Source organism: Ureibacillus endophyticus (assembly GCF_024159215.1).
GTDB classification, from domain to species: Bacteria; Bacillota; Bacilli; order Bacillales_A; family Planococcaceae; genus Ureibacillus; species Ureibacillus endophyticus.
This window is the reverse complement of sequence record NZ_JAMYWW010000001.1, coordinates 1,594,073-1,611,150: the sequence shown is the minus strand read 5'-3', so window position 1 is coordinate 1,611,150 and position 17,078 is coordinate 1,594,073. Positions and strand designations below refer to the sequence as shown.

At 34.8% G+C, this 17,078-nt stretch carries 18 protein-coding genes; 5 read left to right on the top strand and 13 right to left on the bottom strand.

The genetic code is table 11. The annotated features are described in order from the left end of the window. Nucleotides 1-3: 3 nt before the first annotated feature. Genes msrB through NKR20_RS07820 form a run of 4 tightly spaced genes read right to left on the bottom strand, consistent with a single transcriptional unit; the run spans nt 4 to nt 2,546 of the window. Nucleotides 4-432 carry a peptide-methionine (R)-S-oxide reductase MsrB gene (msrB, locus tag NKR20_RS07835; protein WP_121213845.1) on the bottom strand — a complete coding sequence of 143 codons (429 nt, stop codon included), beginning with the start codon at nt 430-432 and terminating at the stop codon, nt 4-6. Further along, complete coding sequence (gene msrA / locus NKR20_RS07830) at nt 425-958, bottom strand: peptide-methionine (S)-S-oxide reductase MsrA (RefSeq protein WP_253425083.1); 534 nt, start codon at nt 956-958, stop codon at nt 425-427. Before msrA ends, msrB begins: the two co-directional genes overlap by 8 nt. 10 nt (nt 959-968) lie before the next feature. Continuing rightward, a complete protein-coding gene (locus NKR20_RS07825) occupies nt 969-1,547 on the bottom strand; it encodes a YpmS family protein (protein ID WP_253425080.1) in 579 nt (192 codons plus the stop codon). A 48-nt stretch (nt 1,548-1,595) separates the two neighbouring features. After that, complete coding sequence (locus tag NKR20_RS07820) at nt 1,596-2,546, bottom strand: GDSL-type esterase/lipase family protein (RefSeq protein ID WP_253425077.1); 951 nt, start codon at nt 2,544-2,546, stop codon at nt 1,596-1,598. Between the two features lie 177 nt (nt 2,547-2,723). Here NKR20_RS07820 and NKR20_RS07815 point away from each other — a divergent pair, with 177 nt between their 5' ends. Beyond that, nucleotides 2,724-3,347, top strand: a complete 624-nt coding sequence (locus NKR20_RS07815) for a CPBP family intramembrane glutamic endopeptidase (RefSeq protein WP_253425074.1) — start codon at nt 2,724-2,726, stop codon at nt 3,345-3,347. An 819-nt stretch (nt 3,348-4,166) separates the two neighbouring features. On the opposite strand, the gene NKR20_RS07810 is transcribed toward NKR20_RS07815, so the two are convergent. Both NKR20_RS07810 and NKR20_RS07805 read right to left on the bottom strand, forming a co-directional pair. Further along, the gene (locus NKR20_RS07810; RefSeq protein ID WP_253425071.1) at nt 4,167-6,317 is read right to left on the bottom strand and encodes an ATP-dependent helicase; all 2,151 of its coding nucleotides are present in this window, start codon (nt 6,315-6,317) and stop codon (nt 4,167-4,169) included. A gap of 87 nt (nt 6,318-6,404) precedes the next feature. Then, the gene (locus tag NKR20_RS07805) at nt 6,405-6,917 is read right to left on the bottom strand and encodes a DUF6141 family protein (RefSeq protein WP_253425068.1); all 513 of its coding nucleotides are present in this window, start codon (nt 6,915-6,917) and stop codon (nt 6,405-6,407) included. Nucleotides 6,918-7,039: 122 nt separating this feature from the next. Here NKR20_RS07805 and NKR20_RS07800 point away from each other — a divergent pair, with 122 nt between their 5' ends. Then, nucleotides 7,040-7,660 carry a LysE family translocator gene (locus NKR20_RS07800; RefSeq protein ID WP_253425064.1) on the top strand — a complete coding sequence of 207 codons (621 nt, stop codon included), beginning with the start codon at nt 7,040-7,042 and terminating at the stop codon, nt 7,658-7,660. A 39-nt stretch (nt 7,661-7,699) separates the two neighbouring features. Here the strand turns inward: NKR20_RS07800 and NKR20_RS07795 are convergent, their stop codons facing one another. After that, nucleotides 7,700-8,989 carry an arsenic transporter gene (locus NKR20_RS07795; RefSeq protein ID WP_121213852.1) on the bottom strand — a complete coding sequence of 430 codons (1,290 nt, stop codon included), beginning with the start codon at nt 8,987-8,989 and terminating at the stop codon, nt 7,700-7,702. A 149-nt stretch (nt 8,990-9,138) separates the two neighbouring features. Here NKR20_RS07795 and NKR20_RS07790 point away from each other — a divergent pair, with 149 nt between their 5' ends. Continuing rightward, entirely contained in the window at nt 9,139-10,419 is a 1,281-nt protein-coding gene (locus NKR20_RS07790) for an MFS transporter (RefSeq protein ID WP_121213853.1), read from the top strand. A 248-nt stretch (nt 10,420-10,667) separates the two neighbouring features. Here the strand turns inward: NKR20_RS07790 and NKR20_RS07785 are convergent, their stop codons facing one another. After that, entirely contained in the window at nt 10,668-11,213 is a 546-nt protein-coding gene (locus NKR20_RS07785) for a hypothetical protein (RefSeq protein ID WP_253425062.1), read from the bottom strand. 89 nt (nt 11,214-11,302) lie between these two features. Between NKR20_RS07785 and NKR20_RS07780 the strand changes: the two genes are divergently transcribed. After that, nucleotides 11,303-12,082 carry a PhzF family phenazine biosynthesis protein gene (locus NKR20_RS07780; protein ID WP_253425059.1) on the top strand — a complete coding sequence of 260 codons (780 nt, stop codon included), beginning with the start codon at nt 11,303-11,305 and terminating at the stop codon, nt 12,080-12,082. 29 nt (nt 12,083-12,111) lie between these two features. On the opposite strand, the gene NKR20_RS07775 is transcribed toward NKR20_RS07780, so the two are convergent. The 4 genes from NKR20_RS07775 to NKR20_RS07765 all read right to left on the bottom strand — a co-directional run bounded on the left by NKR20_RS07775 (nt 12,112) and on the right by NKR20_RS07765 (nt 13,986). After that, nucleotides 12,112-12,336, bottom strand: coding sequence for a hypothetical protein (locus NKR20_RS07775; RefSeq protein WP_253425056.1), 225 nt, complete (start codon nt 12,334-12,336; stop codon nt 12,112-12,114). 212 nt (nt 12,337-12,548) lie between these two features. Continuing rightward, nucleotides 12,549-12,800, bottom strand: a complete 252-nt coding sequence (locus tag NKR20_RS07770) for a DUF1871 family protein (RefSeq protein ID WP_253425053.1) — start codon at nt 12,798-12,800, stop codon at nt 12,549-12,551. 8 nt (nt 12,801-12,808) lie between these two features. After that, entirely contained in the window at nt 12,809-12,934 is a 126-nt protein-coding gene (locus NKR20_RS19420) for a hypothetical protein (protein WP_301285905.1), read from the bottom strand. 77 nt (nt 12,935-13,011) lie between these two features. Further along, on the bottom strand, nt 13,012-13,986 hold the full coding sequence (locus tag NKR20_RS07765; RefSeq protein WP_253428090.1) for a glycerophosphodiester phosphodiesterase family protein: 975 nt from the start codon (nt 13,984-13,986) through the stop codon (nt 13,012-13,014). Between the two features lie 60 nt (nt 13,987-14,046). Here NKR20_RS07765 and NKR20_RS07760 point away from each other — a divergent pair, with 60 nt between their 5' ends. Beyond that, nucleotides 14,047-15,372 carry an IS3 family transposase gene (locus tag NKR20_RS07760; protein WP_253423370.1) on the top strand — a complete coding sequence of 442 codons (1,326 nt, stop codon included), beginning with the start codon at nt 14,047-14,049 and terminating at the stop codon, nt 15,370-15,372. 328 nt (nt 15,373-15,700) lie between these two features. Here NKR20_RS07760 and dcm read toward each other — a convergent pair whose 3' ends face one another. Further along, nucleotides 15,701-16,996, bottom strand: a complete 1,296-nt coding sequence (gene dcm, locus NKR20_RS07755; RefSeq protein ID WP_253425050.1) for a DNA (cytosine-5-)-methyltransferase — start codon at nt 16,994-16,996, stop codon at nt 15,701-15,703. Nucleotides 16,997-17,078 lie beyond the last annotated feature (82 nt).

The following is a 17,078-nucleotide window of genomic DNA, read 5'->3' as shown; positions in this document are numbered from 1 at the left end:
TTTTTATTCAAATATCTTTAAATACTCTCCATATCCTTCTTCTTCTAATTGATCTTTCGGGATGAAGCGTAGTGCCGCTGAGTTAATACAGTATCGTAATCCCCCAAGTTCACGTGGTCCATCTGGGAATACATGTCCTAAATGAGAATCTGCTGTTTTACTACGCACTTCTACTCTTCGCATACCATGGGACGTATCAAAATGCTCTGTAATTTCTTGAGTTTCAATCGGCTTTGCGAAGCTTGGCCAACCACAACCCGCATCAAATTTATCTTTTGAACTAAATAACGGTTTACCAGATACAATATCCACGTAAATGCCTTCTTCAAAATGTTGATCATATTCATTTTGGTATGGTGGTTCTGTTCCTTTTTGTTGCGTTACATAATATTGCATTTGCGTTAATTGTTTTAGACGTTCTTCTTTATTCATGTTTCTTCCCCCAGTGCGATTCGATAAATGCTGCCCTTCCAGAGCCGATATGATAGCGATTATAATGCATTGGATTTTTCTTATAATAGTGTTGATGATAATCTTCAGCCGGATAAAATGGCTTTGCAGGTAAGATTTTGACAGCAATTGGTTTGTTAAACTTACCGGATTGCTCTAATTTTAATTTGGATTCTTCTGCAATACGTTTTTGCTCTTCATCGTGATAAAAAATCGCTGTTGTATAAGATTCTCCACGGTCAAAAAATTGGCCACCTGGATCAGTTGGGTCAATTAACGTCCAATATGTCTCAACCAGTTTTTCATAAGGATAAATTTCTGGATCAAAGGTGATTTGAACAGCTTCTAAGTGACCTGTCGTTTCTGAACATACTTGTTCATAGGTTGGGTTTACAACATGTCCACCTGTATAACCGGAAATTACACTTACAATTCCCTCTTGTTCGTCAAAAGGCTTAACCATACACCAGAAACAGCCTCCAGCAAATGTGGCAACTTGATTCGTCATACTATCCCTCCTATTTATTAGGCACGATAATTTCTAATAAAATACGATCATTTTTTAAATCAATTTCCTTCGCGCGAACTTTTGAACCAGAATATAGTCTTAGTCTCGATAAATCCACGAAAATTTCTTCTTCATTTGGTCGAACGATGACCCAAGAAGGAAATTCCACCGAATCACTCAATAATTTTAATACCGTAATTGGCGGTATATTTAGTTTACCAACATTCATCGAAGTTTGCTTCATTCGGATATTGCCGTCTTCATTTACGATTGGATCAAACTCCATTGAAAACGGAACGGTCACTCCAAAAACAGTTAGTTCACTTTCCAATACAATATTCTCACCAATTACAAAATCTACAGGGAGAGTAGATTTATTTAATGAATCTGCTAAATATTTCATCGCTAACTTTTCAAAATCATCAGCAGTGGTTTCGACAAGAAGAATACTATCAGTTTGTGCAACATTATTATCTGGGGCTGGAATTGGATCCTCTTCAACTGGTGAAGTCGCCCAAACAACTATTACGGTTATTAAAATGATGAAGAGTCCGGTTATTGCAAAAAAGGCGACTTTCCATTTATTCATAAATTCACACCTACAATCTTTGGTCAGTTATGTACAAAAGGATTAACCTTATGAATTGTTAGAAAATAAGATTAATCCGTCAGAATCTTCTTCAATATCGCATGACTTCATAATCGACATAATACGTTCTGTCATAATTGTATAGCCATAGCCATTTGGATGGAAGAAGTCTGTATGATAGACTAAATTAGCATTTTCATCAAATAAATCTTCTACATCTACAAAACACGCATTATCATATTTTTTCGAAATACCTTCAATTGTTCCGTTCCATTCTGAAATAATTGCTTCAAATTCTGTGATTTCTTCAGTAATAATCGAAAATGGGTTATATAATCCAATTAATATGATAGGTGCATCAGGATTTCTGAAGCGAATTTCTTGCATTATTTGATTGTAGCGGTCTTCAAATTCAACTAGTTCTTGATCAAAGGCTTCCCTTTTTAAGTTAAATAAATCCTTTTTTACAATTTTCATAATATCATTCCCACCAATTGTAATGGTGATAAAATCGGAATTTTCTAGCTCTGAGTTATAGTGGCCTTTCTTAATAAGTGACAGGAGTTGATCGCTTCTTCTGCCACGCTTCCCTCGATTATCTAAAATTACTTCGGAGTTCAAAATATACTCTTCAATTTTCTCCGCTAATCTTTCAGTATACCCATTTTTCTTCTCTTCATCCCCCACTCCACGAGTTAATGAATCTCCTAAAGCAAGATAATATATTTTTTTCTTATCGAAGTTAAATTCTTCAACGATAGGACTACCATTTAAAAAATACTGTTCAATCGTTTGAAGCGTTTCTTCTGAAGGTTGTGATTGGACTGTTGTTTCATTTTGGGTGATGATGCTTTTATTTTCCTTTGGCAAACTTTCTTGTGCCTCTTCTTTATCTTCTGTCGTTAAGGATTGTAATTCATCAATTTCAATCGGTTCTACAACTTCGACACACCCATATAACATACAACAACTTAATAGAACGATGGCTAGTAGTCTCATGAAATCCCTCCTTATGCAATAACTTCAGCTACTAAGTTCCTATATCTATTATATGAGAGTTTGATAGTTTGTTCTCATTTTTTTCACACTAAATGATAATAATTTTCAAGTTAAACACATAAGTTGTCACGAATTGGAATTGTTTACATTTCAAATAAATGGTAAAATACATCCAAAATGGAGGTGAACAACATAAATCAGTTAACATTAATTGCAATGATTGTTATGGTGTTAATATCTTTCGCTAATTTTTTTGGGTTAAATATTGCTGGATTAGCAGTCATCATCGGGATCATCGTTTACTTTATTAGAAGAGAGTCCTTAGATGGATTTAAGTTAATTGGAAAAAACCTTAAAAATAAACGTATTTGGTTATGGATTTTCATGCCCTTTGTGATGAACATACTTTGTTTGGCTCTTGCAATCTTATTTTTACCAGAATTTATTGACCATACATACGATAGAACACAGTTTGCCTTAACACCGGATAAAATCTTGTTACTCATTTTTCAACTTGGCCTATTTGCCTATGGTGAAGAAGTTGCTTGGCGTGGCTTCTTTCAAAGAAATTTATTAAAAGTATTGCCAGTTATACCATCAATTATCGTTACTTCGATTCTGTTCTCCATCGGGCACTTTGCTGTAGGATCATTTGAAATTGTGAGTTATGATCTTTTCTTTATTTTTATAAATAGTATTTTTTATGGAATTGTTTTTTACAAAACAAATAACGTATGGATTAGTGCCATTTCTCATTTTATTGCGAATTTGTTTGCTTATATGATGATATTATTGTTTTAATTCCTAGGAAAAGGGGTGGTTGTCATCATACAATCACCTCGTGTTATTTAGATGGAAAAAAGGACCATTGTAGTGGCCCTTAAATAAGTACTACATATCGAATTCATTTAATGGGTATCATGACCAATTTTTTTGTTTATTCTAATCTTTCTATTATTAAGCATATCAAAAAAACTTCATTTTTACTTAACTTTCTACCATTATTTCAAATATTTTATTTATTGCTTATTCTTCTATATATTTAGCTTATAAATATACTTGTCAGAATCGATTGTTGTTACTTTACATATGTAGTAATTTAAGAGCTGACGCCGTCGAGGTAAATGATATAGAATACCGCACTAACTCAAGTTCCCACAGAGGTACATAAGAGGATAAATTTTCTAACAAAGTATTGTTGATTGCGCTGTCTCTCCCTTATAAATGAAAGAAAAGTGAAACATGGCTTTGGGTATTATTTTTCCATTTCATGAACTGTTAGAATTGACCTTTTTTAAAATAACCCCAAAATTGATCAATTCCTATTGAAAGTGAATTCTTAGCTGTAAGAACTTTTCGAAATTAAAGTCCTTTCCTTCGATAAAATGGAAAATCTTCTTTATACATTTCCCCACCAGCATCAATTTTATAGATTTGAAATCCTTTTAGAATTTGCTCTTTTATAAAAGTATGGATCCTTCTATATGGATTATTTATAAAAGATACAACCCTTCTTCGTAAAATTTTTCCCAAAATACTGGAAACTCTATTATTATCCTTATGTTAATAGTTTTGAACATATGACATATTAAAAGGTGCCAACCTAGAAGATTGACACCTTTAATCTATTTCTAAGAACCCTTGCTTTAAACAAGTTGAGATTAGAAATTTCTTATGGGATTGTTCAAAACGAATTTCTACCATTCCATCATCAATAAAAACAATTTCACCTGAACCAAATACAATATGCTTTACTTGAAGACCAATTTTTAATATCGATCTTTCTTTAATGCCATTTGGATTAATAGGTTTTTCTTTTACCTTTTTCTCTTGTTTGCTCGGTTTCTTTTGTTCGTTTGGATGTATAATTTTGTAAACTTGGTCGATGAATTCTGATTTTTTTACGGGAGCATGGAATTTTCTTTCATAAGAGATTAATTCTAAATGAGCAATGGCTCTTGTCATGCCCACATAAAATAGGCGCACCTCTTCTTCCCTTTCTTCCTCTGCCCCTTCATCTTCCTCTTTTGATTTGGAAGGGATAATACCATCGATTAAATCTATCATATAAACAGTTTGGAATTCCAAACCTTTTGAGCTATGTAACGTTGAAAAAGTAACAGCATTTTCACCTTTATTGAATTTTGATGTTTTCGTTAAAGCATCCAAATGATTTAGACGGTTTACAAAATCTACCATTGTTTCAGTGGAGTCCGCAATTTGTTCAAGTGTATTTAAAATCTCTACTAGATTGTTCAAATTATAGCCGAACTTCTCACTTCGAAATTCAAGGACACGTTCAAACCCTAAATCATCCCGAATCATTTGAAGAATACGTTTTGGTGTTGCATCATGCATTCGCTCATATGTCTTCTTAAAGTGTTGAATTTTCTTTTTTTGATACTCTTCTAGCTTGACGAAGGATAAGAGATTATCAAAAACCGATTCGTTATTTCGTACTCTTTTTAATTCTTCCATTTGGGATAACTTGAGATAGCCATTAAATTTTGAATAGATTCTCTCAAACACATCGACACGACTCGTATTATAAGAAAGGCGCATGAAATTTTTTATATCTTCCACTACCCAATGGTGAAAGAAACGATTGTCCACATCTTTCATGTAAAAAGGAATATTAGCTTTTTCAAATGCGTCCAGTAACAAAATGGCGGAACTATTATTTCGATATAAAATCGCAACATCTTGAAGGTTATCCATCTTTGAAATTTGCTTAATTAAATAATTAGATTGAAGTTTGTAATCTTGCAAAGTTTTTATTTTAATCGGTTTATGGGGCAGGTTGTTGGTAAACATGTTTTTGTTATAACGTTTTTTATTTTGTTGAATAAACTTGTTTGCCACTTCCACAATGTCTTTTGTAGATCGGTAATTTTGAACCATCATTAATATCTTGGCATTCGGGTAAATTTGTTTAAAGTCCAATAAATACTCAGGTTCTGCTCCTCGCCAACTGTAAATGGACTGGTCTTCATCTGCAACAACACATAAGTTTTGATGTTTGTTTACTAATTTTTCAATGATGTAATGCTGCACCAATGATGTATCTTGACTTTCATCTGTCAGGACGTAATCGTATCTCTGTTGGTATCTACTTAAAATGTCCTGATTGTTTTCTAAGACTTGGTTGGCGATGATAAGCATATCATCAAAATCGAGTAGCAATTTTGGTGTGCCACTATTTTTAAAAGTCTCGTAACGTTTGATAATTTCTTCTTTTTTCGGAATTTTAATTCCTACAGAACCCCATTCATTTTCAGGAATTAATTTATTTTTGATATAGCTAATAAAGGTGATTAATTCCTCTAACTGATCCTCTGTAATAGGTTCATTGTTAATGGCTTTGTATAAATCCCGCAAAATCATTTTTTTATTTAAGCCTTCATTCGTTCCTTCGATGAGTTGATAATCAATTCGTTGTTTCGCGAAGTATTCCCGAACCACTCGATAGGCAAGGCTATGGATTGTCGAAAAGTCGACTAGCGGTAGGTTCGGGAAAAACCGTTGAAAGCGCTCTTCCATATCCTTTGCAGACGCTCTACTAAACGTAACGGCTTTAATTCTTGAAGGATCAACACCGAGTACCTCTATTAAATACCCTATTTTCATAATAATCGTTGTTGTTTTTCCAGACCCAGGTGAAGCAAGTAATAAAAGAGGCCCATCATTCGTTAATACCGCTTCTTTTTGTACGTCATTGAGTATTACGCCTAATTCATTTTTCTTTTTCGTGAAAAAATCTATGTACTGCATTTCATATAAACCCCTTGCTAGAATAACTATGATATTAAGGATAACATATAAAATCGATTGCTCCATATTAGGCAATCGATTTTTGTTTTACATATTCATTTTTCCCACATCTAAAGCCTTTATCAACTCATTGGGATTTTGAGATCCTAGAACGATGACCTTTTTATTCGTTAGTTTTAATTTTATTCCTTTATTCCCACTCATAATATAACCCGTCTCGCCATGTATGTTTACACGGATACCAGTTCCGCCAAATTGTGCGATTAGTTTGTAGGTTATGACAGTGTAATTTTCGATTTCATTGAATGGAATCCTTTTATAATTAAAGTGAAATGGCATATAAAGTATATAAAGCCCATCATAACGCACCTCTGTTATGAGCTTCATGAAGAAACACAAGCAAAGTGGAAAGATTATTCCAAAAACAAGCCAAAAAATAATCAAAAGAAAGTCAGGAGCTGGTTTATTACCAAATGGAATTCCTAAAAGGATTTGTTGGATAAAACCAAACCAATTTATTGCCGCGATGAATAAAATCAACACCCAAATCCAAATTTGCCTTGGCCATTGAACTTCTCGGAAAATAACTTGTTCATTCATTACCTAAGCCCCCCTTTTGATTGTAGTTTAACATAACTAGTATGTAAGACCCCTTAACAAGCTAGTACTCTTTTGTTACACTGGATTTGAAAAATCTTCCTTTAGTGTAAGGAGTGGTGATCATGAATGAATTTTTTACTTTTCTGCTATTATCGTTATTTGTTGTGATGAGTCCTGGCATTGACACTGCCCTTATAACGAAACGAACGATTTCTGATGGAAGAAAAGATGGCTATCAAATGGCACTTGGAATTACTACAGGTTCTTTGGTGCATACGTTTGCTGCAGCATTCGGTCTTTCAGCAATTTTAATGAAATCGGCGGTTGCCTTTGAAATTGTTAAATATGTCGGAGCCATTTACTTAATTTATCTTGGTGTATCATCTTTTATTACTAGAAAGAAGAAAGCGGTAAATGATGAGGAAGAAAATCTTGACGAAATAAAAAAATCGGCCTTTAAACAAGGACTTTTATCCAATGTGTTAAATCCAAAAGTTGCGATGTTTTTCTTAACTTTTTTACCGCAGTTTGTGAAAGTTGGAGAAAATGCAACAAAACAACTTGTAATTATGGGCGTTATCTATACCCTTCTTTCGATTTCATGGTTTTTCATTTATGTATTTTTCATCAATTATTTAAGAGAATGGTTGATGTCTCCAAAAGTACAAAGAGTAATGGAAAAAGCAACAGGACTTGTGTTAATCGGGTTTGGAATAAAGTTGGCTATGGATTCGCGGCATTAAAATAAAAATGAGATTGCTCGATGCAATCTCATTTTTTCATCAGAAGGTTACTAGTGTTATATACAACCCTAACAATGTAATAAATAGAATTGGAATTGTTAAAACAATCCCCGTTTTAAAATAGGTACCCCAGGAGATTTTAAGGTCTTTTTTGAGTAGTACGTGAAGCCAAACTAATGTTGCTAAGGAACCAATTGGAGTAATTTTTGGACCTAAATCCGAACCAATTACATTCGCATATATCAATGCTTCTTTTACAAGACCAGTAGTATTTGTTTCCGCAATTGCAAGGGCATCAATCATGACAGTTGGCAAATTGTTCATAACCGAAGATAAGAATGCTGCGACAAAGCCCATTCCCATTGTTGCAATGAACAATCCTTTATTAGCAAAGGCTTCTATCAAGCTAGATAATGAATTTGTAAACCACGCATTCCCCACACCATAAACCACAAGATACATTCCGATAGAGAAAAATACAATATTCCACGGTGCCCCTTTAATTACGGACTTCGTATTAACTACACTACTTCTTCTTGCCATTAATAAAAAGAAGATTGCGATAATCCCCGCAATAAAGGATACAGGCGTATGTATAAATTCACTTGTAAAATAACCAATTAATAATAGGGCAAGGACATACCATGAAAGGTGGAACATTTTTAAATCTTTAATGGCTTCTTTTGGATTTTTTAATTTAGATAAATCATATCTTTTTGGGATACTGTTTCTAAAATAAATTAATAAAACCGATATCGTTGCGATTAATGAAAAGATGTTTGGAATAATCATTCTCGATGCATATTCCACAAAGCCAATGTCAAAGTAGTCGGCAGAAACAATGTTCACTAAGTTACTAATAATGAATGGTAATGATGTTGTATCGGCAATGAATCCACTTGCCATGATAAATGGAAAAATCATTACTTCTTTAAAATCTAAATTACGAACCATCGCTAAAACAATCGGTGTTAAAATTAATGCTGCTCCATCATTGGCAAAAAGTGCTGAAACCACTGCCCCTAAAACGGAAACATAAATAAACATAATAATGCCATCGCCTTTTGCAGCTCTGGCCATGTGTAGTGCAGCCCAATCAAATAATCCAATTTCATCTAAGATTAATGAAATGATAATGATCGCGATAAACGTTAATGTTGCGTTCCATGTGATGCCAACTACTTCAGAAACATCATGAAAATCAACAACTCCTAAGATTAATGCCAATATTGCACCACCACAAGCAGACCAACCGATATTCAGTCCCCTTGGCTGCCATATGACAAAAATCAAAGTAACAATAAAAATTAATGTTGCTAATATTGCCATTTTATAAATCCTTTCTATCTCCCGTAAGCTCTTATATAAATTCTGTTTTATATTATTCTTCTTTTTTACTAATTTCAATCTAAATTTGTTCGTTTCCAAGGTTCTATTAATCTGTTAGAATATGACGATATTAGAAAAGGAGGATTGTAATGGATCAAAAGCAACCGTTATGGATACAGGAGTATATTGATTCCCCTGAAAAACAACAACAGCTTTATAAAAAGACACTATTCATTGTTATTCTGTCTCAAATTTTCGGAGGGGCGGGACTAGCGGCAGGCATTACGGTCGGCGCACTTATTGCACAGGATATGCTTGGAACCGAAAGTGTAGGGGGTATTCCAGTAGCCCTTCTTACATTAGGGTCGGCAGGAGCAGCTCTTCTTGTCGGTCGTCTATCACAACGATTCGGTCGAAGATTTGGACTTGCAGCAGGTTTTCTAACGGGAGGCTTAGGTGCAAGTGGTGTCATATTGGCTACATTATTCAATAGCATCCTTTTATTATTTTTGTCTTTATTTTTATATGGTTCAGGTACTGCTACCAATTTACAGGCTCGATATGCTGGTACGGACTTAGCCTCTCCAAAGCAGCGCGGAACAGCCATTAGTATGGCAATGGTATTTACGACTTTAGGGGCTGTTGCTGGTCCAAATTTAGTTGATGTGATGGGTAATTTTGCAACATCCATTGGTATCCCAACATTAGCTGGTCCATTTATTTTAGGTGCAGCAGCGTTTATTTTGGCGGGTGTCGTTTTGTTAGTGTTCCTGCGTCCTGACCCATTGATTGTGGCTTCAGCCATAGCTATTGCCCAGGAACAAAAACAATCAAATAAAGTTGAAAATCCTTCAAATAATAAAAAAGGTGTTGCCTTAGGAGCAAGTGTAATGGTACTCACTCAATTTGTCATGGTATCCATTATGACGATGACACCTATTCATATGGAGCATCATGGTCATGGATTACGAGAGGTTGGATTAGTGATTGGATTTCATATTGGGGCGATGTATTTACCTTCCCTTGTAACAGGCCCGTTAATTGATAAAGTTGGACGAAATGTAATGGCGATTGCCGCTGGAGGGACACTTATACTATCTGCATGTGTTGCCGCATTTGCACCGGGAGATTCATTACTATTTTTAATTTTTGCTTTAATTCTTCTAGGAATTGGATGGAATTTTGGTTTAATTAGTGGCACAACCCTTATCATCGATTCGACTCACCCTTCAACACGGGCAAAAACTCAAGGCTCTGTAGACGTGTTGTTAGCGCTATTTGGAGCTAGTGGAGGAGCATTATCTGGAGTCATCGTAGGTTATTTCAATTATGCTACATTATCCATTATTGGTGGTGTTTTAGCTTTAATATTAATTGCTATTCTGATTTGGTCGTTTAAGATAAACAAAAGTGCAAAACTAGTAAAATAGTATTTGCACTTTTTCATTATGGCAATGGCTTTTCTGGTCGATTTGAGCAGTACTTACAATTTGGATCACTGCATGATTTTTCTATCCAACTGTTACATTGTGGACAAAAATACGCATCAAATTTTTCGTGATAGACTAAATGAAGCTTACATTCATTGCACGATTGATTTCGATCGACATGCCCATAGAATTGCATGTCATCAATTATTACTTTATCATCCTTCTCTATTATTTTCATACATACCCTCCTAGATTTCATGCCATTTTATAGATTCACTCTCTCCCCCATAGGTATAGAGGGCATTGCCGTTTTTATCATAGGCAGTCGCTTTGATTTGATCGATTTGCTGAGCATATGGAAATTGAAAATAAATAGGCAGATCTTTCATTATTTTTTTCTTTTCATCACCAAATTCCGTATGAACAACGATTGAATCAATTGCTGGATCTTTTGACAGCAATACGAATATCGTTGCTTTTTCATCATCATAGCGGACGCTCATTCCCCCTATAGTTTGTAGGGGATCTTGCGAGTAGGCAATAAAAGTTGATGCATAGCTATGGTATGTATACTGATTTTTTCTGACATGGACAGTGCGATATTCCTGTTTTTCGTCATTTTTATATAAGTAGAAAATGGAATCATCTTGATACTTTCCTATTAGTTCATCATCATTTGTCACAAATCCATTAGCATTAGCTGCTGCTTCAGGTGTAAATCGGTATCCTTCAATATAAAAATAAAATCCAAAAATCATCATGAAAATTAAAATAACTACACTGAATTTTCTCATTTTTCTAATCACCCCACATGCTATAATCCAATTATATCTAATTTTACAGGTAATGACTTACATTAATAATAGAACTCGAGGAGGAAAAAATGAAATACTATGTGGTAGACGCCTTTGCAGATAAAGTGTTTGAAGGGAATCCTGCTGGAGTTTGTATCTTGTCTGAATGGATTTCCGAAGACGTAATGCAAAAGATTGCAATTGAAAATAATCTTTCTGAAACAGCCTTTGCCGTAAAAGAAAGTAAACATTATAAGTTAAGATGGTTCACACCTGGTGGAGAAATTAACCTCTGTGGACATGCCACATTAGCAACAGCTTTTGTCATTATGAACTATGTTGAAACCCAATTAACAACGATTCATTTTGATACATTGAGTGGACTTCTAACAGTTGTGAGAAAAGAAGATTTGTATGAGTTAAATTTTCCAGCAGCTCCTTTAAATGAAATCTCTATCACAAAACAAATGATAGATGCTTTAGGTGAAACTCCCATTGAAGCTTACTTAAATCGTGATTTATTATTTGTATTCGATTCAGAAGAAACAGTAAAAAACTTAAGTCCTGATTTTGCAAAACTAACTGAATTACCTGAGGGGCTTGGTGTCATTGTCACTGCTAAAGGAACAGAATTTGATTTTGTTTCAAGAGCATTTTTCCCAAAATTAAAGATTACTGAAGATCCTGTATGTGGTTCTGCCCACTGCGGTTTAGTTCCTTACTGGGCTGAAAAACTAAAGAAAAATGAATTGATTGCAAGACAAGTTTCAAATAGAGGCGGAACACTTTACTGTACATATGAAGACACGCGGGTAAAAATGGCTGGAAAAGCAGCTCTTTATTTAATCGGAGATATAAATATAGAATAGCTTGGTGATTTTCCAAGCTATTCTTTCGTCTAAGGAATATAAGGGGAAGAATCATTTGATTTTTTACTACTTGCATTATGATTACGTTTTCTTTGTTGTCTAATTTTTTCGTATTTACGTTCAGTTGGATTCATTCGTTGCCACTTTATCCAGTTGTATATTTTCGAAATTACTTTTGTAAGTAATATATATCCAAAAATAGCAGCAATCACAACAAGTATTATACCAACATTACTATTGAATAGAAAATCCACGACATCACCTCTTATGAAATATTAATATACTCTATCGAGGTAACTACCGTTTTACACTTTTTATAATGGTTTTACCAAGAATTGTCCCAATTGTAACATTAAATAAATCGATGACAAATGCGCTGAATATACTAAAAATTGATAATTTCATATTACGTAGATGGGATGATGACTTCATGCAGTAAATTAAATTTTTCTTCAGAATTATATCCCTATAATGATTTTAAGATTCGCTCAGCTACTTTCATACATTCTTCATGGATCATCTTTTCATCAAATGCAAACGTAAAAATTTGATTAATTTTATCTGCAAGCTCTTCTACATTTTTCACTTCAGGGAGAATTGCCGTAATTTTTTCGATTTCTGGATGATACTCATCATTAGGACACTCCATAGCTAGTAGTTTCATTGGATCCCATTCATCCACAATTTTTTTGACAATCTTAAAAGGTTTTTTCGCCATACTTCCTCCTAAATATTTTGAAGCTCACTTATAAATAATAAAAAGAGATAGCCACCAACTTTAATAAAAACAAAACCAAACCACAGTAAAAGAAGGTAGCATACAAACATAAACGTTCGATCTAATACACTCATTGTAGTGGCCTCTCAAATTTCGTATTTAAAAAGATTAACGACCGTAATGGTAAAAGGTTCCATATGGCTGAAGTTCCCTACTTTTTTATTGCTGGCGCAATGAGGTCAATCCGATTTGTCCAAATGCCACCAGTATATTTTTGTGGAATACGTTCTAAGTCTTGTTCTTGATCAAAGCCTTCTGACCAATTCCCCTTACCCGCTACCAAAATTACGCGCGTATCCACTTTCTCCATCCGTTTTAGGAACTTACTCGGGTATCCCCACATGAGCGGTGTGTATTTTTCAGGAATATGCAATTGAGTGTTTTTGCATGATGCAGGAACATACCCTGTCCAACCTACTGCCATATATGAAAGAAGACAACTTTTGAGCGTTTCCTTAGACATCACTCTTACATTTGGCATTATTTCTTTCAAGCTTTCAATAGGCAAATCGCCACCGTAAACGGCAAGTTGTTTTAATCTACTTTCAGGAAATAGAGCAAGATATTTAGCTAATTGCTCTCCTTCAATTGGGTCATTGCTTTTAATATGAATTAAAAAGGATTGTTCAGGAAAATGGGACAACACTTCATCGATGGAAGGCATTAACCCTTCCCCTTTCCCACGAAAAGGATAGGTTTTTCCATTATCTGCTGTATAACCATAGCCAATATCGAAAGTTTTCAATTCATCCATTGTATAATCCTTCACTTGACCTGTACCATCTGTTCTACACTCTAACGTCCAATCATGAAAAACAGCAAAATCTCCATCCTTAGTCAACTGAATATCAAATTCAACGACATCTGCCCCTGCTTCAAAAGCCGCTTCCATTGAAGAGGTGGTGTTTTCTAAATAAGGGTGTTCCGGTTCATAAATTCTTTCCGCCGTACACGTTTCCCCTGTAATGCCCTCCATGGTGAACGTCTGAGCCAACCCACGATGAGCTAACAAAAATGGTTCAGTGTTTGGAGCTTTTGTGAAGAGGGATGTGTTATTTAAGAAAATAAAAGCTACAAAAATTAATATGGTACCTGTGGATAGGACACTTGAAAAAGAGTGTGCTATTCACAGGTATTTTTTATATACTAGACTTTCAAGAGGAATAAGGACGGACAGAAGACAGCGATGAGTAAACAATTATTTTCACCAGAACAGATTGAACAACTACAAAAGAATCCACATGTATTAAAGGTAAGCGAACGTACCATTACTTACGCAGATGCATTTAAAAGTAAATTTATAGATGAATATTTAGCAGGCAAAACACCTCGGCGAATTTTTGAGGAATACGGTTTTGATATTGAAGTAATAGGCATGAAACGTGTTGAACAAGCCTCCTCTCGTTGGAGAAAAGCGTATGAGAAAAATGGTTTAATTGGGCTAACCGATACACGTAAAACGAGTTCCGGAAGACCTATAAAGCGTGAATTAACGATGGCAGAAGTTCTCGGAAGACAAGCAGCACGTATTGAACTACTAGAAGGGCAAGTAGAGATGCTAAAAAAGCTCGAAGTGACAGAAAGGAGGCTGCTAAACACCAGTCAAAAATTAAGCACAAATAAGGTATTCCAACTGATTTCCGATACACTAGAGCAGTTTCCATTTAAACGAATGGTGACTTATTTTTGCGCACTTTTAAACGTCTCACGTTCTGGTTATTACAACTATTTAAAGACAAGTGAGACACGTGCAACGAAAGAGTTGAAGGATAGAGAAGCACGTGATTTGATCTTAAAAGCCTTCAATCGCCGTGGTTATAAGAAGGGGTCACGTTCAATTAAAATGACACTTGAACACGACTTTGGCATCGTGATGAATCGCAAGAAAATCCAACGTATTATGCGAAAGTATGGAATTGTCTGCCCTCACCGCAAAGCCAATCCGTATAAACAAATAGCGAAAGCAACAAAAGAACATCGTGTTGTGCCAAATAAGCTAGAGCGCCAATTTAAGCAAGGTGTACCAGGCAAAGTCCTATTAACAGACATTAGCTATATTCCCTATAACGGAACAATGGCTTATTTGTCGACCATTAAAGACGGGTCTACCAATGAAATTTTAGCTTATCATGTATCAGATCGTATTACGCTGGACCTCGCAACAAAAACTGTTGAGAAACTATTCCGCAATAAACGTGTAAAGCTCCATCCAGAAGCCTTCATCCATTCAGATCAAGGTGTTCATTATACAAGTCCAAAATTCCAAAAGCTTTTAAAGCACTATAAACTTGGTCAATCGATGTCACGTCGAGGCAACTGTTGGGATAACGCACCACAGGAATCCTTTTTCGGACACTTAAAAGACGAAGTTGATTTCAGCATGGTCAAAACACTGGATGAGTTACGCGCTAAAATCGATCACTACATGGTTTACTACAACAATTATCGTTATCAATGGAATCTAAAAAAGATGGCTCCTGTACAATACAGAAACCATCTCTTAATAGCTTAAACTCTTTTTTTAGTTTGTCCTTGACTTGGGTACCACATTAAATCAGTAAAAATACAAATGCCCTTTTTAAAATTTTCTTCATATACTCCTCCAAATTTTTTTATCTTTTAAAAAAATATATCGCCCTTATGTAATTGTTTTTTGTTGAGTCTGATAATTTTTGTTCTCTAAGCCATAGTTCGAAATTACTCATACTTTACATCCTCCAAACGTGTTTCTCTGACTCCCATGGATATCCATTTTTAATTTAACATTTTTCAATCCCATAGGCTAAGTAAAAAACCACCAGCAAAAATGCTAGTGGTTTTGTAAAATTAATTAATTTCTGTTAAAAAGTTAATTCGAGTTGTTTTGAAGTATCTAACACTGGGTCATTTAGATATACAGTATCATTGATTGGTTCATTATTGTCCAATTTCATGATTGTTTGTCCCATTTTAGTAACAAGATCTACTACAAGTGCATTTCCCATAGTGAAGTAACGCATTCTATCAGGCAAACCTTCTGTCCAGTTATCATCAAAGCTATTCATACGCTCACATTCTAATGGTGTTAAGAAACGCTTGCGACCATTTACTTCAATAATATGCGTACTTCTATTAACAGTCCCTTCACTTGTTAACATAGTACGGCCAGGTCCATCTAACTCATCGGTTGGAGACATACCGCCTTCTGAGAATATATATTTATGACCGTTTGCTGAAGTTCTTTCTATCTTCTTAGGTCCACGTAAATATGCGAATTTTTCTATTTGTGCATCAGTTAAGAAATACTTGTTATCTACTTTAGTTTCATCGAATATGATAATATCTTTTAACGGTTTAAAATCTTCAATCAACACCTCAGTGTGGGCAGTAAAAAATTTACCATCAATCATAACACCCGCCGTATGGAATCCAAATTTAAAGTTATTTGATATTTCTAAGATATCATCCGGTAAATCATCTTCACTTTCTCTACCTTTATATGGTTCTAACTTTACTGGAAATGTACTTGCAAAAAACCCTTCTTTGTAAACAATCTCATCCTTTTCAAATTTTGTTTGGCTTTTTGCAAAGACCGTATCATCTCTATAAGCAAAAATAAATACTCTCCGGCGCTTCTGAACACCACCATATTCTGCAGCATTAATGACACGCCATTCAACGATGTAGTTTAAATCTCGGAAAGTTGCAAGCATTACCGCAAAATCTCGTCCACGTTGTTTAGAAGGTGATTTTAATAAGCGATCAACATTTTCTAATAACACATACTTCGGATATGAGTTTTCAAGTACACGTTTAATCTCCCAGAACAATACGCCCTTTTTACCTTCAAGACCTTTTTCTCCTGAAAGTGATCTTGCTACGGAATAGTCTTGACAGGGGAACCCCCCTACCAGTAAATCTATATCCAATTTAGCAAAATGTTCATTTGGAACCGTGGCAATATCTTTATTACTATATTCATCAACGCCTGTCTTAAAATGGCTAGTATAACATTCATAAGCATGTTGTACTTTTCGTGACGGCTCCCATTGGTTTGCCCAAACAGTTTTAAAAACGTCTGAGTTCGCTTTTTCTAAACCTAATCGAAATCCGCCTACGCCCGCAAATAACTCGACTACATTCAGAGTTTTACTCATAAGCGAACATCCTTTCCCTTTTTTCTCTATTATAATAAAAATTCTTGAAATGATCAAGTAAATAGTTTTTAAAATTATCTAC

Excerpts from the sequence above, each read along its gene's own strand:
- NKR20_RS07795 (WP_121213852.1), bottom strand. The coding sequence starts at position 8,989 with ATGGCAATATTAGCAACATTAATTTTTATTGTTACTTTGATTTTTGTC.
- NKR20_RS07760 (WP_253423370.1), top strand. The coding sequence starts at position 14,047 with ATGAGTAAACAATTATTTTCACCAGAACAGATTGAACAACTACAAAAG.
- msrA (WP_253425083.1), bottom strand. The coding sequence starts at position 958 with ATGACGAATCAAGTTGCCACATTTGCTGGAGGCTGTTTCTGGTGTATG.
- NKR20_RS07810 (WP_253425071.1), bottom strand. The coding sequence starts at position 6,317 with ATGCAGTACATAGATTTTTTCACGAAAAAGAAAAATGAATTAGGCGTA.
- NKR20_RS07770 (WP_253425053.1), bottom strand. The coding sequence starts at position 12,800 with ATGGCGAAAAAACCTTTTAAGATTGTCAAAAAAATTGTGGATGAATGG.
- NKR20_RS07815 (WP_253425074.1), top strand. The coding sequence starts at position 2,724 with ATGGAGGTGAACAACATAAATCAGTTAACATTAATTGCAATGATTGTT.
- dcm (WP_253425050.1), bottom strand. The coding sequence starts at position 16,996 with ATGAGTAAAACTCTGAATGTAGTCGAGTTATTTGCGGGCGTAGGCGGA.
- NKR20_RS07825 (WP_253425080.1), bottom strand. The coding sequence starts at position 1,547 with ATGAATAAATGGAAAGTCGCCTTTTTTGCAATAACCGGACTCTTCATC.
- NKR20_RS07785 (WP_253425062.1), bottom strand. The coding sequence starts at position 11,213 with ATGAGAAAATTCAGTGTAGTTATTTTAATTTTCATGATGATTTTTGGA.
- NKR20_RS07805 (WP_253425068.1), bottom strand. The coding sequence starts at position 6,917 with ATGAATGAACAAGTTATTTTCCGAGAAGTTCAATGGCCAAGGCAAATT.
- NKR20_RS19420 (WP_301285905.1), bottom strand. The coding sequence starts at position 12,934 with ATGAGTGTATTAGATCGAACGTTTATGTTTGTATGCTACCTTCTTTTA.
- NKR20_RS07780 (WP_253425059.1), top strand. The coding sequence starts at position 11,303 with ATGAAATACTATGTGGTAGACGCCTTTGCAGATAAAGTGTTTGAAGGG.
- NKR20_RS07800 (WP_253425064.1), top strand. The coding sequence starts at position 7,040 with ATGAATGAATTTTTTACTTTTCTGCTATTATCGTTATTTGTTGTGATG.
- msrB (WP_121213845.1), bottom strand. The coding sequence starts at position 432 with ATGAATAAAGAAGAACGTCTAAAACAATTAACGCAAATGCAATATTAT.
- NKR20_RS07790 (WP_121213853.1), top strand. The coding sequence starts at position 9,139 with ATGGATCAAAAGCAACCGTTATGGATACAGGAGTATATTGATTCCCCT.
- NKR20_RS07820 (WP_253425077.1), bottom strand. The coding sequence starts at position 2,546 with ATGAGACTACTAGCCATCGTTCTATTAAGTTGTTGTATGTTATATGGG.